Annotated in this window: 15 protein-coding genes, 1 other RNA gene, 1 pseudogene and 1 other annotated feature; of the genes and pseudogenes, 2 read left to right on the top strand and 15 right to left on the bottom strand. The window is 49.5% G+C overall.

The features are described 5' to 3' along the window. Nucleotide 1: 1 nt before the first annotated feature. Both P9687_RS17345 and P9687_RS10865 read right to left on the bottom strand, forming a co-directional pair. A pseudogene (locus tag P9687_RS17345) lies at nucleotides 2-151 on the bottom strand (hypothetical protein); the annotation flags it as partial. Between the two features lie 140 nt (nucleotides 152-291). Continuing rightward, entirely contained in the window at nucleotides 292-1,035 is a 744-nt protein-coding gene (locus P9687_RS10865) for an SDR family NAD(P)-dependent oxidoreductase (RefSeq protein ID WP_014097906.1), read from the bottom strand. Between the two features lie 267 nt (nucleotides 1,036-1,302). Between P9687_RS10865 and P9687_RS10860 the strand changes: the two genes are divergently transcribed. Further along, nucleotides 1,303-2,580 carry a replication-associated recombination protein A gene (locus P9687_RS10860; RefSeq protein WP_061577088.1) on the top strand — a complete coding sequence of 426 codons (1,278 nt, stop codon included), beginning with the start codon at nucleotides 1,303-1,305 and terminating at the stop codon, nucleotides 2,578-2,580. Nucleotides 2,581-2,612: 32 nt separating this feature from the next. Here the strand turns inward: P9687_RS10860 and P9687_RS10855 are convergent, their stop codons facing one another. The 6 genes from P9687_RS10855 to P9687_RS10830 form a co-directional block, all read right to left on the bottom strand. Further along, nucleotides 2,613-3,380 (bottom strand): tRNA threonylcarbamoyladenosine dehydratase, encoded by a 768-nt coding sequence (locus P9687_RS10855; RefSeq protein ID WP_061577089.1) that lies wholly within the window; start codon nucleotides 3,378-3,380, stop codon nucleotides 2,613-2,615. A gap of 73 nt (nucleotides 3,381-3,453) precedes the next feature. After that, nucleotides 3,454-4,389 (bottom strand): bile acid:sodium symporter family protein, encoded by a 936-nt coding sequence (locus P9687_RS10850; protein WP_043052560.1) that lies wholly within the window; start codon nucleotides 4,387-4,389, stop codon nucleotides 3,454-3,456. Nucleotides 4,390-4,494: 105 nt separating this feature from the next. Further along, a non-coding RNA gene (gene ssrS, locus P9687_RS10845) (6S RNA) lies at nucleotides 4,495-4,679 on the bottom strand. Nucleotides 4,680-4,843: 164 nt separating this feature from the next. Further along, a complete protein-coding gene (aspS, locus tag P9687_RS10840) occupies nucleotides 4,844-6,616 on the bottom strand; it encodes an aspartate--tRNA ligase (RefSeq protein WP_081106217.1) in 1,773 nt (590 codons plus the stop codon). After that, complete coding sequence (gene hisS, locus P9687_RS10835) at nucleotides 6,613-7,896, bottom strand: histidine--tRNA ligase (RefSeq protein WP_061565554.1); 1,284 nt, start codon at nucleotides 7,894-7,896, stop codon at nucleotides 6,613-6,615. Before hisS ends, aspS begins: the two co-directional genes overlap by 4 nt. A gap of 144 nt (nucleotides 7,897-8,040) precedes the next feature. Further along, nucleotides 8,041-8,263: a binding site (T-box leader), on the bottom strand. 127 nt (nucleotides 8,264-8,390) lie between these two features. Beyond that, the gene (locus P9687_RS10830) at nucleotides 8,391-8,567 is read right to left on the bottom strand and encodes a hypothetical protein (RefSeq protein WP_168986061.1); all 177 of its coding nucleotides are present in this window, start codon (nucleotides 8,565-8,567) and stop codon (nucleotides 8,391-8,393) included. A 137-nt stretch (nucleotides 8,568-8,704) separates the two neighbouring features. Here P9687_RS10830 and P9687_RS10825 point away from each other — a divergent pair, with 137 nt between their 5' ends. Further along, nucleotides 8,705-10,177 carry an N-acetylmuramoyl-L-alanine amidase gene (locus P9687_RS10825; RefSeq protein WP_061565553.1) on the top strand — a complete coding sequence of 491 codons (1,473 nt, stop codon included), beginning with the start codon at nucleotides 8,705-8,707 and terminating at the stop codon, nucleotides 10,175-10,177. 29 nt (nucleotides 10,178-10,206) lie between these two features. On the opposite strand, the gene P9687_RS10820 is transcribed toward P9687_RS10825, so the two are convergent. The 7 genes from P9687_RS10820 to recJ form a co-directional block, all read right to left on the bottom strand. Further along, on the bottom strand, nucleotides 10,207-12,033 hold the full coding sequence (locus P9687_RS10820) for a DHA2 family efflux MFS transporter permease subunit (RefSeq protein ID WP_035188220.1): 1,827 nt from the start codon (nucleotides 12,031-12,033) through the stop codon (nucleotides 10,207-10,209). A 9-nt stretch (nucleotides 12,034-12,042) separates the two neighbouring features. Continuing rightward, nucleotides 12,043-12,693: an efflux RND transporter periplasmic adaptor subunit gene (locus tag P9687_RS10815; protein ID WP_014097896.1), complete on the bottom strand. Its 651-nt coding sequence runs from the start codon at nucleotides 12,691-12,693 to the stop codon at nucleotides 12,043-12,045. A gap of 7 nt (nucleotides 12,694-12,700) precedes the next feature. Then, nucleotides 12,701-13,141, bottom strand: coding sequence for a MarR family winged helix-turn-helix transcriptional regulator (locus P9687_RS10810; RefSeq protein ID WP_035188223.1), 441 nt, complete (start codon nucleotides 13,139-13,141; stop codon nucleotides 12,701-12,703). Between the two features lie 182 nt (nucleotides 13,142-13,323). Further along, a complete protein-coding gene (gene dtd / locus P9687_RS10805) occupies nucleotides 13,324-13,764 on the bottom strand; it encodes a D-aminoacyl-tRNA deacylase (protein ID WP_035188226.1) in 441 nt (146 codons plus the stop codon). Between the two features lie 13 nt (nucleotides 13,765-13,777). Beyond that, nucleotides 13,778-15,967, bottom strand: coding sequence for a RelA/SpoT family protein (locus tag P9687_RS10800; protein ID WP_046720701.1), 2,190 nt, complete (start codon nucleotides 15,965-15,967; stop codon nucleotides 13,778-13,780). Nucleotides 15,968-16,188: 221 nt separating this feature from the next. Then, a complete protein-coding gene (locus P9687_RS10795; protein ID WP_014097892.1) occupies nucleotides 16,189-16,710 on the bottom strand; it encodes an adenine phosphoribosyltransferase in 522 nt (173 codons plus the stop codon). Continuing rightward, nucleotides 16,701-19,064: a single-stranded-DNA-specific exonuclease RecJ gene (recJ, locus tag P9687_RS10790; protein ID WP_035188232.1), complete on the bottom strand. Its 2,364-nt coding sequence runs from the start codon at nucleotides 19,062-19,064 to the stop codon at nucleotides 16,701-16,703. The genes P9687_RS10795 and recJ overlap by 10 nt, the downstream gene beginning before the upstream one ends. Between the last annotated feature and the right edge of the window lie 13 nt (nucleotides 19,065-19,077).

The following is a 19,077-nucleotide window of genomic DNA, read 5'->3' as shown; positions in this document are numbered from 1 at the left end:
TCTAAATCCCTCCTTTGATTTTAGGTTCTTTTAGCCGACAAGGTTTGAATGCGTTTTCATTATCGTTTAATGTTATTCTGATGGTTTCGTATTTATACATCATGTCACTGCTCGTATGATGTTTCAAGCCTAAAGCATGTCCAAGTTCATGGGTCCCGACATTTTGCCTTTCTGATAAATACCATCAGGCGACAATCATTATGGATTAAGACAATTTGAAGGGGGCCTGGTTCTTTCAAAAATCAACTTCATCCGAAAAAACACCATCCGGTTTTCCCCGGATGGTGTTTTTTATTGTGCCGTATAACCCCCGTCCACATGGAGATCCGTGCCGGTAATAAACGATGCGTCATCGCTTACAAGGAACAAAACGGCTTTCGCCACTTCTTCCGGCTTGCCAAGTCTTTTCATCGGATTGTGGTCAATGGTTTCCTGAATTTGTTCTTTTGTGAAATATTTCAGTGCCGGCGATTCTGTTGTACCCGGAGAAACGCTGTTGACGCGGATGCCCTGTTTGGCATACGTAACAGCTTCCGCCCGCGTCAAATTCACAACCGCAGCTTTGGCGGCGGAATAGGCCGCACTGTTGGTAATCCCGACGTGGGCCATAAAAGAGCCCATGTTGACAATCGCGCCTTTTCCGTTTTTCAGCATGTACGGGATCGCATATTTATTGGAAAGCATGACACCGGTTAAGTTAATGTCCAATACTTTTTGCCAGTAGTCCTGGTCGAGTTCATGAACAGGCCCGTGCTTTTCCGGAATCCCGGCACACGCAACCAGAATGTCAAGCTTCCCGTAAGTATCCGTCGCCTTCTCCATTAAATGCCTGACACTGTAATAATCGGAAACATCACAATGAACAAAAAGCGCTTCCCCACCGGTTTCTTTGATTTTGTCGGCAATTTCCATCTTGGATTCCGCCACATCCCCGATGACGACTTTCGCACCCTCGTTCGCAAAAAGCCAGGCCGTCGCTTCCCCGATTCCGGAAGCGCCGCCTGTAATGACCGCAACTTTATTTTTCAGTCTCACCGCGTTCACCTTCCTATGTCAAATCATACAAAAACCACGCACGGCCGGATTTCATTTTTTTCCGCAGCCGTTTATGGCGCCCATTTTCCTAGCCTACAATCATTATATCAAAAAAGCAACAATGTACAGCCGGGAAAACTGAAAAATACAAAAAGCCCCCATCAATGCTATTCCCTTTAAACCTACGCCCGAAAAACCTGATTGCTTCCCGCATGTCCGTGAAATCTGTTAAGATAAGGATACGAAAACAGGTTTGGAGCGATTAAAATGAAAGACGAACCGCTTGCCTACCGGATGCGGCCGCGCACGATTGATGAAGTGATCGGACAGGAGCATCTCGTCGGCAAAAATAAAATCATATACCGGATGGTCAAAGCGCGCCAGCTTTCTTCCATGATTTTGTACGGGCCGCCGGGCGTTGGGAAAACGTCGATTGCCAGCGCGATTGCGGGAAGCACCAAATATGCATTCCGTACGTTAAATGCCGTGACGAACAATAAAAAAGATATGGAGATTGTCGCCGCCGAAGCAAAAATGAGTGGAAAAGTCATTTTGCTTCTCGATGAAGTCCACCGGCTCGACAAAGCAAAACAGGATTTTTTGTTGCCGTATCTTGAGTCCGGCATGATCGTCCTGATCGGGGCCACAACGAGCAACCCGTACCATGCCATTAACCCGGCGATCCGGAGCCGCTGCCAGATTTTTGAGCTTTTCCCTTTATCGCTTGATGAGATCAAGACGGCGCTTACCCGTGCCCTTGATGATGCGGACAGGGGCCTTGGCAAATACAAAGTGAAAATAGATGAAGCGGCTTTCAACCATTTTGCGCAAGGATCGAACGGCGATGTGCGCAGCGCGTTAAATGCGCTGGAACTGGCCGTGATTTCAAGCGAACCTGATGATGACGGCGTGATCCACATTACGCTTGCCATTGCCGAAGAATGCCTGCAGAAAAAAAGCCTTGCCCATGATAAGGACGGCGACGCGCACTACGATGTGCTGAGCGCTTTTCAAAAATCGATTCGCGGCAGCGATGCCAATGCCGCCCTCCATTATTTGGGCCGGCTGATCGAAGCCGGGGACTTGCCGAGCATTGCGCGCAGACTCCTTGTGATTGCTTACGAAGACATCGGCCTTGCAAGCCCGCAGGCCGGCGCGCGCACCCTTGCCGCCATCGAAGCGGCAGAACGGCTCGGGTTTCCGGAAGCGCGCATCCCGCTTGCAGCTGCGGTCATCGAATTATGCCTGTCGCCGAAATCGAATTCCGCGATCATGGCAATTGATGCCGCCCTTTCCGATATCCGTGCCGGAAAAAGCGGCGAAGTGCCCGCCCATCTGAAAGACGCCCATTATAAAAGCGCAAAACAGCTGGGACGGGGCATCGGTTACAAATACCCGCATGACTTTGAAAACGGCTGGGTCAAACAGCAATATCTTCCGGACACCCTAAAATTTGCCCATTATTATGATCCGAAAAAAACGGGCAAATTTGAGCAGGCACTTGCTCAAGTCTATGAAAAAATTGAGCGGAACCATAAGCCGTAAAAAAAGAAAGCATCCCAGATGCTTTCTTTTTTTCAATGTTCATCTTTTACCCTTTTTACCGGGATGTCTTTCAAAATGTCGCGGACAACGAAACTTGCCATAAACAGCCCTGCAGTGGACGGAACAAACGCATTGGATGATGGTGGCATTTGCGCTTTGCGGGTTTCGGCTTCATCATTACCGACCACTTTGCGGACCTCTTCGCGGATGACGATCGGGCTTTCGTCGGAAAACACGACCGGAATGCCTTTTTTGATGCCTTCTTTGCGCAGCTTCAGGCGCACAACGCGGGCAATCGGATCGGTGTGCGTTTCGGAAATGTCTGCGATGCGGAGGCGTGTCGGGTCCATTTTATTGGCCGCCCCCATGCTGGATATCATTTTGATCTTCCGTTTCAGGCATTCTTTCATTACATGCACTTTGTAAATAATCGTATCACTTGCATCCACCACATAGTCCGGCTTATAAGAGAAAAACTGTTCAGCCGTTTCTTCCGTATAGAACATTTTTAAAGAAATCACGTCACAATCCGGATTGATATCGGCAATCCGTTTTTTCATCAAATCGGCTTTCGCCTGCCCAACGGTGGAAAGCAGCGCCGGAATCTGGCGGTTAATATTTGTAATGTCAACATCATCTTTGTCAACAAGGATTAACCTTCCGATTGCCGACCGAGCCAAAGCTTCAACCGCAAACGAACCCACGCCGCCGACACCGAGAATAGCAACGGTGCTGTTTTTCAGCTTTTGCAGCCCTTCCTGCCCGATTGCCAATTCATTCCGTGAAAACTGATGCAGCAATTTTCTCATCTCCAAACATACTCATTTCTTTCCTAGATTATCCAAAAACGGCCCGGAAAGCAAACCTTTATGTTCAGCTGCTTGCCGCCGGCTTTTCCGTTTTTTTATCCCTGTATACGCTTGAAAGCAATGTTCCGAAAAAAGAGGCCAGCACCTGCTGAAAAAGCATGCCGGAGATGACCGGCAGCACAACCTGGGCCGGGAAAAAGGTGACTGCGATGACAGATCCGGCACTGATATTGCGCATGCCGCCGCTGTATGTTAAGGTCACGATCATGCCGCGGTCAAGATGGAACAAAGCGCCGATCAGCCAGCTTAATAAATAGCCGCAAGCCGAAATGAACAGCACAGTCAGGATAATAAACAGCACATGGGCATCCATTCCCCTGAGGTACGGCGATACGACCCCGCCGTTGATCATGACGACAAGAAACATGCCGATTTTGGAAAACGGAGAAAGCACTGAAGCAGCCTTCCGCTGGGTTTCGAGCTGTGTAAACTGGCTGAACAGGATGCCGAGCAAAGACGGGATGACGATCATCGTAAAAAGATCTTGCATGAGCGGCCAAACCTCAATATGTACATTCTTACCGACAAACAAGAGCAAAGTAAGCGGCACAACAACCGGCGAAAGCAGGGTATCTATCAAAATGACCGTTAAAACAAGCGGGATATTCCCTTTTTGCATCATGACCCATACAAAGCTTGTCACACCTGTCGGAATGGCGGCCGAAAGCAAAAACCCGGTTGTTGTCAGCGGGTGCCCGGGAAAGAGTAAATGCCCCGTTCCGTACGCAAACAAGGGCATGAATAGATGCAGCACCCCTAAAGCAAGCAAAACCGGGAACGGATGGCGGACAACCGCCCCAAGCTGCTTAAAGGTTGAGCCGATGCTCCCCGTAAAAGTCATAAAAGCAAACAGCCACGGTACTAAAAATAAAAGGCCTGTCAGCCGGTGCCCGAGCACCATCCCGATGATCAAGCTTCCCGGGATAAAAACCGGCATCATTTTGCCAAGGAAACGGTTTGCGCGATCAAAAAACGAAAAACACACAAAAATTCCTTCTTTTCCAAAAATAAAAACCCTCTTTTTCTAAAGAGGGAAAGGAGTAGAATGAGCCCCGGACGTGCCGTTCTTGCAATCCTCTGTTTTGATCCCGCTCTCGAGCAGGTGGGTGCCCTGCACCAGGCTTTATGCGTCCCCGCAAAGGGCATGCACGCCGTCTGGTGACTCCGGGCCCCCGATAATGAAGTGTTCGGTCAAAACGATAGGAACATATACGAACACCCCAGGACTCATTCAACTTGTTTATATCATAGCATTTTTTTCACCCGTTTTCAAACGAAAAAAGGCTCGCAGGCGGTCCGCATTTTTCCCGTTCTTACGGGATAGCGGCAGCGGACGCGTTTCTTCGCGAAGCGGCTGGAAAAATTTTATGCCGCCCCTTTTCCGGGTTTCGATCTCATTTTTTTGCTTTTAATTTCAATTGCAGCTCATCCAGCTGCGCTTCGCTGACCGCACCCGGTGCATTCGTCAGCAGGCAGCTGGCGCTGGCTGTCTTCGGAAATGCAATCGTGTCGCGCAAGTTGCTGCGGCCGGCAAGGAGCATGACAATCCGGTCAAGGCCGAGTGCGATGCCCCCGTGCGGCGGCGTGCCGTAATCAAACGCATCAAGCAAAAAGCCGAACTGGGACTGTGCCTGCTCTTTTGAAAAGCCGAGCGCCTTAAACATTTTTTCCTGGACATCCCGTTTATAAATCCGGAGCGATCCGCCGCCGAGTTCATACCCGTTCAATACAATATCATAGGCCTGCGCCTTTACGCTTGCCGGGTCGGTTTCCAGCTTCTCAATATCTTCTTCAAACGGCATCGTGAACGGATGGTGTGCTGCCGTATAACGCCCTGCTTCTTCGTCATATTCCAAAAGCGGCCAGTCCGTTACCCACAGGAAGTTGAATTTTGACTCGTCAATCAGGCCGAGTTCTTTGCCGAGCTTGTTTCTTAGCGCCCCGAGCGCATCGGCAACGACTGATTTTTTATCCGCTACAAACAGCAGCAAATCGCCCGTTTCTGCATTTGTAGCGGCCGCTAATTGCGATTGTTCCGCTTCTGTAAAAAATTTTGCGATCGGGCCCTTTAACCCTTCGTTTTCCGCTTTTAGCCAGGCAAGGCCTTTCGCGCCGTAACGTGCGGCAAATTCGCCGAGCGCGTCGATGTCTTTTCTTGAATATTTGCTTGCCGCCCCTTTTGCATTGATCGCTTTTACTTGCCCGCCCGAGGTAACGGCAGACGCGAACACTTTAAAACCGGCGTTTTGGACGATTTCGGAGACGTCCACCAGTTCCATGCCGAAGCGGGTGTCCGGTTTATCCGATCCGTACCGGTTCATGGCTTCCTCGTAGGTCAGCCTTGGCAGCGGCGTTTCAATATCGATGTTTTTCACTTCTTTCATCAGCCGTTTGATCATTTTTTCTGTCATGGTCAAAATGTCTTCCTGGCTCATGAAACTCGTTTCAATATCAATTTGCGTAAATTCCGGCTGCCTGTCTGCACGCAAGTCTTCATCACGGAAACAGCGGGCAATCTGGTAATAGCGGTCAAAACCGGATATCATCAAAAGCTGCTTAAACAATTGCGGCGACTGCGGCAAGGCGTAAAATTCGCCAGGGTGCACCCGGCTCGGCACGAGATAATCGCGGGCGCCTTCCGGGGTGCTTTTTGTCAAAACCGGGGTTTCAACATCGATAAACCCTTCTTCATCGAGAAAGCCTCTAATCGATTTTGTAATCGCATGGCGCATTTTCATCGTTTCAAACATGACCGGGCGCCGCAAGTCGAGGTAACGGTATTTCAGGCGCACGTCTTCCGCTACATCCGTCTCGTTTTCAATCATAAACGGCGGGGTTTTTGCGTTGTTGATGATCGCAAGGCGGTCAGCCTGAATTTCAATTTTGCCCGTTTTTAAGTTCGGATTTACCGTATTTTCGGAACGGGCGATGACTTTCCCCTCTACTTCGAGCACATACTCGTTCCGGACTTTTTCCGCAAGTTTAAAAGCTTCTTCAGAGACCGCCGTATTAAATACAACTTGGACAATGCCGGCGCGGTCGCGCAAATCGATAAAAATGAGGCCGCCCAAGTCGCGCCTTCTCTGCACCCATCCTTTCAGTACCACTTTTTCGCCAATCTGTTGTTCCGTCACATCACCGCAATAGTAAGAACGTCCTTCCATCATGCTTCCCCCCTGTTTGCCATATCTTTAAAAGCTGTAATAAATCCTTCAAGCGGCAGTTCTTTTTGTTCGCCTGTCGCCATATTTCTGACGCTTGCTTTCCCGGCCCGCAGCTCCTCTTCGCCGATGACCGCAACAAATGCGGCTTTCACCCGGTCCGCCGCTTTAAACTGTGCTTTCACTTTGCGCCCCAAATAATCCTGGTCAGCTGAGAACCCGGCACTTCTTAATGCCTGGAGCAATTTAAAAGCAGCCGGTTTCGTCTCCTCACCGATCGCGACCACATAGCAGTCCGTCCTGTGGCCGACAGGAAGTTCGATGCCTTCCGCGTCCAGTGCGGCAAGCAGCCGTTCAATGCTTAAGGCAAACCCGATCCCCGGCGTTTCCGGCCCGCCCATTTCCTGAACGAGGCCATTGTAACGCCCACCGCCGCAAAGGGTGGTGATTGCGCCGAATCCTTCCGCATTGCTCATAATTTCAAAGCACGTATGCACATAGTAATCAAGGCCGCGCACAAGCCCGGGGTCGATTTCATATGGGATGCCGAGCGTGCCGAGAAACTGTAAAACTTTATCAAAATAGGCTTTTGATGCATCATTTAAATAATCCAAAATGGATGGCGCTGTTTTCATAAGCGGATGATCATGGTCTTTTTTGCAGTCGAGAATACGCAGCGGATTTTGTTCAAGGCGTTTTTGGCAGTCCGCGCAAAACTCCCCGATATGCGGTTTGAAATGACTAATAAGCGCTTCCCGGTGCCTGAGCCGGCTTTCTTTATCGCCGAGGCTGTTGATCACAAGTTTGACATTTTTTAAACCAAGCTGTTTGTAAATGTCCATTGCGAGCGAAATGATCTCGGCATCGATGGCCGGGTCTTCGCTTCCAAGCGCTTCAACGCCGAACTGGACAAACTGACGGAAGCGCCCTGCTTGCGGCCGTTCATAGCGGAACATCGGGCCATTATAATACAGTTTGACCGGCTGAACCGCGTTTCCGAACATTTTATGCCCGATAAAGGAACGGACGACAGGCGCTGTCCCCTCCGGCCGCAGTGTCAGGCTGCGCCCACCCCTGTCATTGAATGTGTACATTTCTTTTTGGACAATATCCGTCGTGTCCCCGACCCCTTTTTGGAAAAGCTCGGTATATTCGAAAATCGGTGTCCGGATTTCCCGGTACTGATAGTTTTCACATATTTTTTTTGCAGTGTTCTCAATATAATTCCATTTTTCCACCTCGCCGGGCAGGATGTCCTGCGTGCCGCGCGGAATTTGAACGGTCATGGCGTACTCCTCCTTCTATTGCTGAAAAATGATGGGTTTTCATTTTCATCCTGCATGCCTAAAAATGTTGATATGAAGACGAGTATCCTCCTTCTCAATCAATGTTTATGTAAAATAAAAAACCCCCGGTCCCTTGTCTTATAAACAAGGGACGAGAGTTGAATTCCCGTGGTGCCACCCTAATTGAAGCGTCTGCTTCCACTTTTACAGTTAACGCCTGTAACGCCCGTCCCTACTGGATTTCCGTTCAGGACAGAACCTACAAAGTGTTCGTTCATTAAGCCGTTGTGCAGAAATGTTTTCAGCCCGGGACATTTCCTCTCTTTTCACACGGATCTTAATTACTCTTCTTTGTCATCGGTTTTGCCAATTTTACCATCTATTTTTATTATGTTACGCGTGGCACCGGCTGTTGTCAAGGCTGCCGGCAAAGTTTTTCCCCGATCTGCGTTCAGCGCCTGAAAAAGTTCGTTTTCCGCGGATCGGGTCTTTCATTATGAGCGCCCCAGTTTCTTTTTCAAAAGTTTCAGGTCCCCTTTTGAAAGACCAGTTTCAATCGCTGATTCAGCGTTGAACGCTTCCTGCCCGGCACTTCCCGGATCCTGGAAATTAACGCCGTAAATTTGATTAAATGCATTACCGGCTGTCCTATTTTTATCCGCTGCTCTCAATGCCGTTCACTCCTTCTCGTTCCATCATTTCTATTTTTCCCTTTTTTATTTTTTCTTACCCGCAAAAAGGAGTTTTTTTACGGAGCGCGAATAACAAATAGTGGACAATTTTCCGGACAGGGATGAGGGGTGGAGATGTGAAAAAACTTTTTTTCCGGCTGTTTTTCCTGGTGCTCTTTTTTCTGATTGCACCCGGCGTGATCCATGCGGGGGCGGAAGAGGCCGGGACGGTAACGGTGACGCATGCGGCTGTCTACATCCGCAGCGGGCCCGGGGTGTCCTACCCGATCGCAGGCAAAGCAGCCGAAAACGACACGTACACGGTTCTTCAAAAGGACGGGGATTGGTTTCAAATCCGCCTCCCGCAAGGAAATACAGGCTGGATTGCGGGCTGGCTTGTGGAAACAGGCACCCCTTCCGCAAAACAATCAAAACAAGGAAAACAAGGAAAAATCACCGCTGACCGCCTGCGCATCAGAAAAGCGCCGGACCAGTCTGCCGCAATCGTTGGCACGCTTGAAAAAAATGCCGTAGTCACGGTTACCAGGGCAGAAGGCGGCTGGGTTTATATTGAAAGCGGCAATGTTTCAGGCTGGGCAGACAGCCAGTATGTACAGACGGAAAAAAACAAAAACGCCGGGAAAATGGCGGAAAACAACGTAAGCGCCGCAATTGTTGCCGCCACAAGCCTAAATATCCGCCGGTCTCCTTCGCTTCAAAGCGGAACGGTAGCGACAGTAACGTACGGGACGAGACTTGAAATTACCGGAACCGACCACGGCTGGTATGAAGTTGAACTGGAAGACGGCACGCACGGATGGGTCGCAGGCTTCTATGTGACGCGCGAAAGCCAGGCAAAGCGCAGCAGTGAAGCAGAAGTGACCCTCCATTCCGGCACAAACCTTTACAAAAGGCCACAATCCGGCTCGGACACGGTGGGAACCGCCAAGGCCGGAGACCGTTTTCCCGTCGTTTCAGAAATGGACGGCTGGTATAAAATCAGGCTGGAAAGCGGCACTTCAGCCTATATTTCGGCAAAAGCCGCCCAAAAAAGTGATACGGCTGTAAAAAAAGGAATCAAGGGAAAGACGATTGTGCTTGACCCCGGTCACGGCGGAACGGATAATGGCACAACCGGCGCTTACGGCACGCTCGAAAAATTGGTAACGCTGAAAACGGCGAATGCCCTGTACGAAAAGCTGAAAAAAGCGGGCGCCCGGGTCATTTTAACCCGGAACAGCGATACGTACGTATCTTTGTCGGAAAGAACCGCCATCAGCAATACAAATCATGCCGATGCTTTTGTCAGCATTCATTTTGACAGCGCTGAAGATTCCCATACGCGCGGGCATACGACGTATTATTATCATGCGCAGGACTATGATTTCGCAAGGCTTGTCAATAACCAGATCACAAGCCGGCTCGGCACCGTTGACAGGGGCGTAAAATTCGGGGATTTCCATGTTATCCGTGAAAATACCCAGCCTGCCATTTTGCTTGAACTCGGTTATTTGAGCAGTCCGGCTGAAGAAAAGCATATCGTGGAGAAGTCTTTTCAAACGAAGGCAGTGGCCGGCATTTATAACGGGTTAAAAGCTTATTTTCAGTAAAAAAATGCCGGGGCATCCCCGGCATTTTTTTATTTCTTAATATTTGGCTGCGGCATTGCGCGTTTGATAAAGAACGACAAAATTAACGCAAACGCTGCGATCCCGGTCGCGACGAAAAAGGCATCGTTTATGCCGCTGATCGTCGCATTCACAACCGATTTTTGATACACAATAGAGGAGCCGAGCACTTGCCCGTACTGAGAAGGCAGCCCGGAAGCATGGGCCAGGCCCTGCCCGATGGCCGCGATTTTAGCAGACACATACGGGTTGATATTTGCAAAGGCATTGACGTAGTTTGCCGTATGGAAATCGGCACGGGTGGACATGACGGTTACGAGAAATGCCGTTCCGAGACTTCCGGCAACCGTACGGGCGGTGTTGGCCGCAGCCGTCCCGTGGCTGGTCATATGAATCGGCAGCTGGTTCATCCCTTCGGTCATGATCGTCATCATAATGAAAGACATCCCGAAGCTGCGCAAAACATACAAGAATAACAAGTGGCCGTAGGAGGTCGTCATCGACAGCTTCGTAAATTCGTAAGTTGTCCAGACGGTGATAATCAAGCCGAAGACAGCGAGCGGTCTTGCCCCCAACTTGTCAAACAGCCAGCCGGATATCGGCGACATAATCCCCATGACGATCGCCCCCGGCAGCATCAGCAAACCGGAATCAAGCGCAGTAAACCCGCGGATGTTTTGCAAATAAATCGGCAGCAAAATCATCCCGGCAAACATCGCCATATTCACCACCATGCTGACAATCGTCGTTAAAGCAAAGATATCATATTTGAATACACGCAAATCAAGCATCGGTTTTTCCGTCGTTAATTCCCGCCATACGAACAAAACAAGCGAGATAACGGCAATGATCAGGGAAATGACAACCTGTTTGCTGCTCCAGCCGTCATTCCCGGCTTCACTGAATCCGTACAGCAAAAAGCCGAAACCGAGCGTGGAGAAGATAATACCCGGAATATCGATTTTCGGGTTTGTCGTTTTCATGACATCTTTCATCCATGCCAAAGTGACAAAAATATCAATCACGCCGAACGGAATGACAATCCAGAACAGAATATGCCAGTCGTAATGGCCGACCAGCCACCCTGACAATGTCGGGCCGATCGCAGGGGCGAAAATCATGGCAACCCCCATCATCCCCATCGCGCTGCCGCGTTTTTCAGGCGGGAAGATGGTTAAGAACACCGTCATCATCAACGGCATGATGATCCCGGCACCGGAAGCCTGGACAATGCGCCCGAGCATCAGAATCGAGAAGTTTGTCGAAATGGCACACAAAACCGATCCGGCCGTAAAGAGGGAAACGGCTGTAATCAGCATTTTCCGCGTGCCCCATTTACTGATCATAAATGCCGTAACCGGAACAAGAATCCCGTTTACAAGCATATATCCGGTTGACAGCCATTGCACCGTATTCGCCGTCACATTCAAGTCGTTCATAATATGCGGAATGGCGACATTCAAAAGCGTTTGGTTCAAAATCGCCACAAATGCCCCGAGCATCATCGCAAAAACAATTTTCCCCCTGCCGTGTTCTTCCTCCACTTCCGGGGGAACAGCAGCTCGCCCGGGTGCTTCTGCCGGGCGTTTTTCGTCGTCCGTACGAGCGCGGCGCGTTTCCATTTTTTCAGGCTCTGCCGCCAATCCTTCATCTGTTTTTGCCGGCACCTGCGTTTCCGCTTTTTCAGGCGGCGCAGGCATTGTTTCCATTTCCGGCGCCCGCTTGTCAAGAAGCGGGCTTTCCATCTTTTTCTTCCTTCCCCTGTTCCTTAATATGAGATTCAGGATAAGAAGGACAATGATCGATAAAAGAACATAACCTGCGATAAATTTTCCCATCGGATTCACCTACTTATGAATGCGCACAGTCACGTTCATGCCCGGAACCAGGTCCAGCCCGCCATAGCTGTCAAGTTTGACTTTAACAGGAATGACCTGTGTTTCTTTCGTATAATTGCCTGAGCTTCTGTCTGTCGGCATAAGGGAGAACGTGCTGGCAGCCGCTTTTCCGATTGAATCGACGGTTCCTGTCAGTTTGGTGTTCGGATAGGCATCCACGTACACGTCAACGTCCTGGCCGGTTTTCACGTCATTAAGATCTGTTTCTTTTACTTCAGCAGTGACATACAAGTCGTCCAAATCATAGCTTTGTGCAAGTGTTGTACCGGCTGCCACATACGTATTCGCAACCGCGGAATTTTTCACGATCGTGCCGTCTGCCGGCGCTTTAATATCCATTTTCACCGTATTGGCGCCGTTTTGTACTTCAACGGTACCGACTTTATCCCCTTTGGTAAATGCCTTGCCTTCCTTACCGTCCCATGAAACGAGTTTGCCGGTTGCAGGAGAAGCGATGGTGACCGACTGGCCGTCAATATAGGCGTTATCGGTTGTGACATAGCTGACCGAGCGGTTGTAAAAATAATATCCGGTAAAACCGCCGCCAACGAGAATAACAAGAATAATAATATTGATCAAAATCATCCGTCTTGCGCTCATAAAAAGTTTACTCCTCCTCAGATGTTAAAATTTCCAGCATTTCGTTGTGGAGCCTTAACAGATTTTCCAACTCCGCTCCGTAACGTTCTGTAATCAGGTACATTTTTTGTTTCAGTACTGTATTGCCGCCCATAAACGCTTTGAGCCTGCTTTTCCCCTTTTCGGTCAGACAGAGGACAACGGCTCTCCGGTCATCCTTGGATGATACCCTGTTGACAAATTCCTGCTGGACAAGCCGGTCAACAATGCCGCTGACTGTGCTGTTCGTTAAATAGAGGCTTTCCGCCAGCTCATTTAATCGCATATTGGGATGAAGCGCGATGGCTTTTAGCGCAAACATTTGCATCGCGGTCAAGCCATGCTGTTCCGCCTCTTTTTCGGCCAAACGTAAAATGGCTTTATTCAGCCTGAAAAGCGATTTTAACAATTCATATGAACCGTTCTCCATGTATCCCCCTTCCTTTAACCCTTAAATGATTCTTTACGAAATAATTCGCATCCGAATTATTAACGCTATCTATCTTTGCATATCCAAAGTACAATTGTCAACTATATTACACTAAAACTTTTTTGGAAACGTTTTTATTTTGTGAAAAGAAAAAACCCCGGTTTTTTCGGGGTTTTGGCTGTTTATTTGCTTTCCAAAATGAGCGTAACCGGCCCGTCATTTGTCAGCCGGACATCCATCATCTCCCCGAATCTGCCGGTTTCGACATGGACACCCTTTTCTTCCAGCTTCTGATTAAACAGATGGTAAAGCTGTTCTGCCTGTCCGGGCTTTGCCGCCGCCATAAAATTCGGGCGCCGCCCTTTCCGGCAATCGCCGTACAAAGTAAACTGGGAAACCGACAAGATTTCCCCTCCGGTATCCAAAAGCGACAAATTCATTTTTCCCTGTTCATCTTCAAACACACGGAGATGGACGATTTTTTCGGCGAGATAGACTACATCTTTTTCGGTATCTTCGTGCGTTACGCCGACGAGGAGGACAAAGCCTTTTGTAATGCTTCCTGCCACTTCCCCGCCAACAGTGACGCACGCTTCCTTACTGCGCTGCAAAACAACCCGCATTTTTCTGACTCCTTTAACTCATGATCCTTCTGACTGAATAAATATCCGGAATATGTTTAATTCTTTCCACGACTCGGTGCAAATGGCTAATGTTCTGAATGGAAATTGACATGATAATCGTGGCCATTTTGTTGCGGTCACTGCGCCCGCTGACGGCCGAAATATTCGTTTTCGTTTCATTGACCACCTGCAGAACTTCATTGAGCAGGCCGCGGCGGTCGTATCCGGTAATCTCAATGTCGACATTATACTCTTTCCGGTCGGCCGCATCCGTCTCCCATTCGACCGGAATGAGCCGGCTTTGCGCCTCTTCGTTCTGCACGTTTGGACAGTCAGCGCGGTGGACGGAAACGCCTCTGCCTTTTGTGATAAAACCGACAATTTCATCACCCGGCACTGGATTGCAACATTTCGAAAGGCGGATCAGCAAATTGTCGACGCCCTTCACGGTTACGCCTGCATCCTTTTTCCGGTGCTTTGCGGCCGGTTTCTGCTCGGAGACAATCTCCTTAATCGCTTCTTCGGAGTCCCGCTGCTTCCGCCATTTTTCTGTCAGCCGGTTGGCGATTTGGCTTGCGGTAATCCCGTTGTACCCGACAGCAGCGTACATGTCGTCTTCATTGGCAAAATTAAATTTTTCGGCAACTCGTTTGATATTGTCGGCGGTCATCACTTCTTTTACGCCGAATTCCATCGCCCGGATTTCTTTTTCCACCATTTCGCGGCCTTTTTCAATATTTTCTTCTTTCCGCTGGCGTTTGAAAAACTGGCGGATTTTGTTTTTCGCCTGAGATGTCTGGGCAAGGTTCACCCAGTCGAGGCTCGGCCCGTATGAGTGTTTTGAAGTGAGAATTTCGACAATATCGCCAGTTTTTAACTGGTAATCGAGCGTCACCATTTTGCCGTTGACTTTCGCGCCGATTGTCTTGTTGCCGATTTCCGAGTGGATCCGGTAGGCAAAATCAATCGGGACGGACCCGGACGGCAGTTCAATGACGTCCCCCTTTGGCGTAAAGACAAACACCATATCGGAAAACAGGTCGATTTTCAGTGATTCCATGAATTCTTCCGCATTATTGGTGTCATTTTGAAATTCGAGAATTTCGCGGAACCATGACAATTTTTTCTCAAAAGACGTTTTCTCATTGACCGTTTTGCCTTCTTTATATGCCCAGTGTGCAGCAACCCCGTATTCGGCAATGCGGTGCATTTCAAACGTCCGGATCTGCACTTCAAGCGGTTCGCCTTTTGGCCCGATCACCGTCGTATGGAGCGACTGGTACATGTTCGGCTTTGGCATCGCAATATAGTCTTTAAACCGGCCCGGCATCGGTTTCCAGCATGTATGGATGACACCGAGCACGGCATAGCAGTCTTTGATGCTTTTGACAATAATCCTTACGGCAAGCAAGTCATAAATTTCGTTAAATTGCTTATGCTGCTGGACCATTTTCCGGTAAATCGAGTAAATATGCTTCGGTCTGCCAGAAATTTCCGATTTGATATGGATATCCGCAAGCCGTTCCTTCACTTCTTCAATGACATTTTGCAGGTACTGTTCACGCTCGGCGCGCTTCCGCTTCATCAAATTCACAATCCGGTAATATTGCTGGGGATTTAAATAACGGAGCGAGGTGTCCTCAAGCTCCCATTTGATGGCGGAAATGCCGAGGCGGTGGGCGAGCGGCGCAAAAATTTCGAGCGTTTCATTCGCGATCCGCCGCTGCTTTTCGGGGGGAAGATGTTTCAATGTACGCATATTGTGCAGCCGGTCCGCGAGTTTGATCAAAATGACGCGGATATCCTGCGCCATCGCGACAAACATTTTCCGGTGGTTTTCCGCCTGCTGCTCTTCATGCGATTTATACTTAATTTTCCCGAGTTTCGTCACCCCGTCAACAAGCATCGCCACTTCATCGTTAAATTCTTCACGAAGCTCGTCAAGTGTCACATCTGTATCTTCCACAACGTCATGCAGAAAACCTGCTGCAACCGTTGAAGGATCCATCTCCAAATCCGCCAGTATCCCGGCAACCTGAATCGGGTGAATGATATACGGCTCCCCCGATTTGCGCTTCTGGCCTTCATGCGCTTTACTGGCGAACGCACAGGCATGCCGCACCATTTCAACATGTTCGTCGTTTAAATATTGTTTTGTCCTGTCAATGACGTCCTCGGCGGTCATTATTCGGTCATTCGCCATAAAAAAATCACCTTTAAACTGGAATATATGAATTGATGATTGCAATATCATATTGACATTATTATCATGAAAAAAAAGAAGATTGTAAAGTAAATGACACAGAATGGAAGAAATTTGGCGAAAACAGCCGGTTTTTCCCAGTACGGACAAAACCGGCCCGTCATTTCATCCGGATGAAGGATAAATAAAGAAACCGACAATTTTGCCGATTTCCTTACAATTTATTCATTCTCGTATTCCATCAGGGTGAGGATATCATAGCCCTTCAGTTTATCGCGGCCGTGCAAATAATTCAATTCAATTAAAAAAGCAAGGCCGGCTACAACCCCGCCCAGTTCTTCAACGAGCCGGACGGTTGCTTCCATCGTGCCGCCTGTTGCCAAAAGATCGTCCGTAACCAAAACGCGCTGGCCCGGCCTGATCGCATCTTTATGGATCGTGAGCACCGCTTTTCCGTATTCGAGATCATATTCCGCACGGATCGTTTCCCGCGGCAGTTTGCCTTCTTTGCGGACCGGGGCAAAGCCGACGCCAAGTTCGTATGCGACCGGGCAGCCGATAATAAAGCCGCGCGCCTCAGGGCCGACCACGAGATCAATCTGTTTGTCTTTCGCATACTGGACGATCTGGTCCGTCGCATATTTAAACGCATCCCCGTTATTCATCAAAGGCGTCACATCCTTAAACATCACGCCTTTTTTAGGCCAGTCCGGGACGAGTGCAATATATTGTTTTAAATCCATTTTGCTGTTTCCTCCTCATACTGTACAGCAGGCTTGATCATTTGGTCAAACCACATCTTCAGCTCCTGGAAAGATGAGTACAGCAGGTCCTTTTCCATTTGATATTGTGCCAGTTTTTTTTGATACGTAAGAGATTCCTTTAAATCGCGTTTTTGTTTGGCTGCTTTCAGGGAAATAAATCCATCCTTTATTGTAACAAAATCAAGTTCAAAAAACACCTGCGAAATAAAATCGATGGTATTTCTCGACCAGCCGCGATAAGCCGCCAGCTCATCCCCGTGCTGCTTTAGGTTGAACGTTTTCCTTTTTGCAAGAAAAGCGTAAAACCATTTAAAATGTTCGCGTGTCGGGAACGTGCTGAAAAAGTGGTTCCCGGCATGGTAAAAATACGCATAAATCCTGGCCGGCGAACCGCCCTCAAGCAGTGCCGCCATCATCCGCGGGCCTTTCGGAAGATCCAGAAACACAATGTTTTTATTTGAAGGATCAAATGCCCTTGCCTCTTCCATTGTCGCAACCGACACAAGGCGGACGGAAAAATCCGGCAGCGGCAGGTTCCGCAATGTTTCTTTTTGGAAGACAACAAAAGCCTGGTCTTCTTCCGGGACGTACCGTGCCCATTGCTTTAAAGGCCTGTTGCCCCTGAAATCAAACAATTGCCAGTTTGTGATTTTGATATCCTTCACCATCATTTGCGGCTTACGGATATTGTTCCATTCGTTGATGGACAGCTCCCCGACAACCGATATGCAGGCAGAAGGGGAAATATGCGGGGCAAGATGCCCGAGCCCGAAGCCGATCCCATCGAGCGTTGTGCCGTTTTTAGAAAGCGTCAATTTCAAATGTTTCCCGTCTGCGCCGATCGCCCGGATTTGCGGGCATTCGGCCCCGTCCAGCAACAGAAGCGGCTTCGGATTCGCCGTGCCAAACGGCGAGAGCAATGCCATTTCGCGGATCGCTTCCATCCCCGCTTCTTCTATGGAAATTTCAGCGCTGATGTTCGTAACCGGCACAAACATCTCGTCCGGCAATGCCGCGGCCTGTTCGTTCAGCCGGCGCCGCAGTTCCTCCACATCGGATAAAGAAAGCGTCATCCCCGCCGCCATCGGATGCCCGCCAAAATGCGGCAAAATATCCCTGCATTTCGATAATTCGTTAAACATATGGAAGCCGTCAATGCTGCGCGCCGATCCTTTTGCCAGCCCTGTTTCCGGGTCAAAGCTGAGCACAATCGCAGGCCGGTAAAAGCGTTCTGTAAGGCGCGAGGCGGCAATGCCGATTACGCCGGCATTCCAGCCTTCTTTCCCGACAACAAGGACACGCGCCCCCTTTTCCACTTCTTCTTCCACCAGTTCGATTGCTTCATTTGTCATGTCGTTTACGATTTTTTGCCGTTCTTTATTGAGCCCGTCAATCGTTTCAGCGAGCATCCCGGCTTCTTCTGTGTCTTCGGTCATTAGCAGTTCCGCTGCCGGTGCCGCATGCTGCAGGCGCCCGGCTGCATTTAAGCGGGGGGCGAGCACAAAGCCGATGGTTTCTTCATTGATCTCTTCCTGGCGGATATCCGCACACCGGCACAGCGCCACAAGCCCCGCCCGCTTTGTCGTTCTCAACCGTTTGATGCCGTTTATGGCAATCAGCCGGTTTTCGTCCAGAAGCGGCACAAGATCCGCGACCGTCCCGATAGCGGCCAAATCTTCAAGCTGTTCCGGCACTTTGCCGTACAGCGCATGGGCGACTTTAAAAGCGACGCCTGCGCCCGACAGTTCCCGGAACGGGTATGTACTTTCCGGATGCTTCGGATGGACGATGGCAAAGGCTTCCGGCAATACCGGCCCAGGTTCGTGATGGTCCGTAATAATGAGCGTGATCCCGAGTTCGCGGGCCACTTCCGCTTCGTGGACAGCGGCAATACCGGTATCAACGGTAATGATTAGCTGAAAACCCTCTTCAGCCGCCCGGCGGAAAGCCGCTTCATTTGGCCCATACCCTTCTTTAAACCGGTCCGGGATATAAAATTCAGCATGGGCGCCAAGATCGTTTAAAGCGGCCATCATGATGGCAGTACTCGTTACGCCGTCCGCATCGTAATCGCCGAAGACGAGAACCGGTTCTTCTTTTTTAATCGCTTCGCGGATGCGGGCCGCTGCTTTTTCCATATCATGCAGCAAAAACGGATCATAATACGCTAGCCCTTCATGGAATAAAAAAGACCGCGCTTCTTCAACATCCGTTATGCCGCGGTTTACAAGCAATTTTGAAACAAGTGGCGAAACGTTCAATTGTTGCGAGATCGTTGCGGCTGCTTTTGGTTCCATTTCCGGCACCCGCCATCTTGTTCTTGACTGCAGCATATCTCCACCTCTT

The organism is Weizmannia sp. CD-2023 (genome assembly GCF_036225245.1).
Classification (GTDB): domain Bacteria; phylum Bacillota; class Bacilli; order Bacillales; family Bacillaceae_C; genus Weizmannia; species Weizmannia faecalis.
This window is presented reverse-complemented; position numbering and strand designations above follow the sequence as displayed.

Coding starts and splice junctions, on each gene's coding strand:
- P9687_RS10860 (WP_061577088.1), top strand. CDS start 1,303: ATGAAAGACGAACCGCTTGCCTACCGGATGCGGCCGCGCACGATTGAT.
- P9687_RS10850 (WP_043052560.1), bottom strand. CDS start 4,389: ATGATGCCGGTTTTTATCCCGGGAAGCTTGATCATCGGGATGGTGCTC.
- aspS (WP_081106217.1), bottom strand. CDS start 6,616: ATGATGGAAGGACGTTCTTACTATTGCGGTGATGTGACGGAACAACAG.
- hisS (WP_061565554.1), bottom strand. CDS start 7,896: ATGACCGTTCAAATTCCGCGCGGCACGCAGGACATCCTGCCCGGCGAG.
- P9687_RS10820 (WP_035188220.1), bottom strand. CDS start 12,033: ATGGGAAAATTTATCGCAGGTTATGTTCTTTTATCGATCATTGTCCTT.
- P9687_RS10815 (WP_014097896.1), bottom strand. CDS start 12,693: ATGAGCGCAAGACGGATGATTTTGATCAATATTATTATTCTTGTTATT.
- P9687_RS10810 (WP_035188223.1), bottom strand. CDS start 13,141: ATGGAGAACGGTTCATATGAATTGTTAAAATCGCTTTTCAGGCTGAAT.
- dtd (WP_035188226.1), bottom strand. CDS start 13,764: ATGCGGGTTGTTTTGCAGCGCAGTAAGGAAGCGTGCGTCACTGTTGGC.
- P9687_RS10800 (WP_046720701.1), bottom strand. CDS start 15,967: ATGGCGAATGACCGAATAATGACCGCCGAGGACGTCATTGACAGGACA.
- P9687_RS10795 (WP_014097892.1), bottom strand. CDS start 16,710: ATGGATTTAAAACAATATATTGCACTCGTCCCGGACTGGCCTAAAAAA.
- recJ (WP_035188232.1), bottom strand. CDS start 19,064: ATGCTGCAGTCAAGAACAAGATGGCGGGTGCCGGAAATGGAACCAAAA.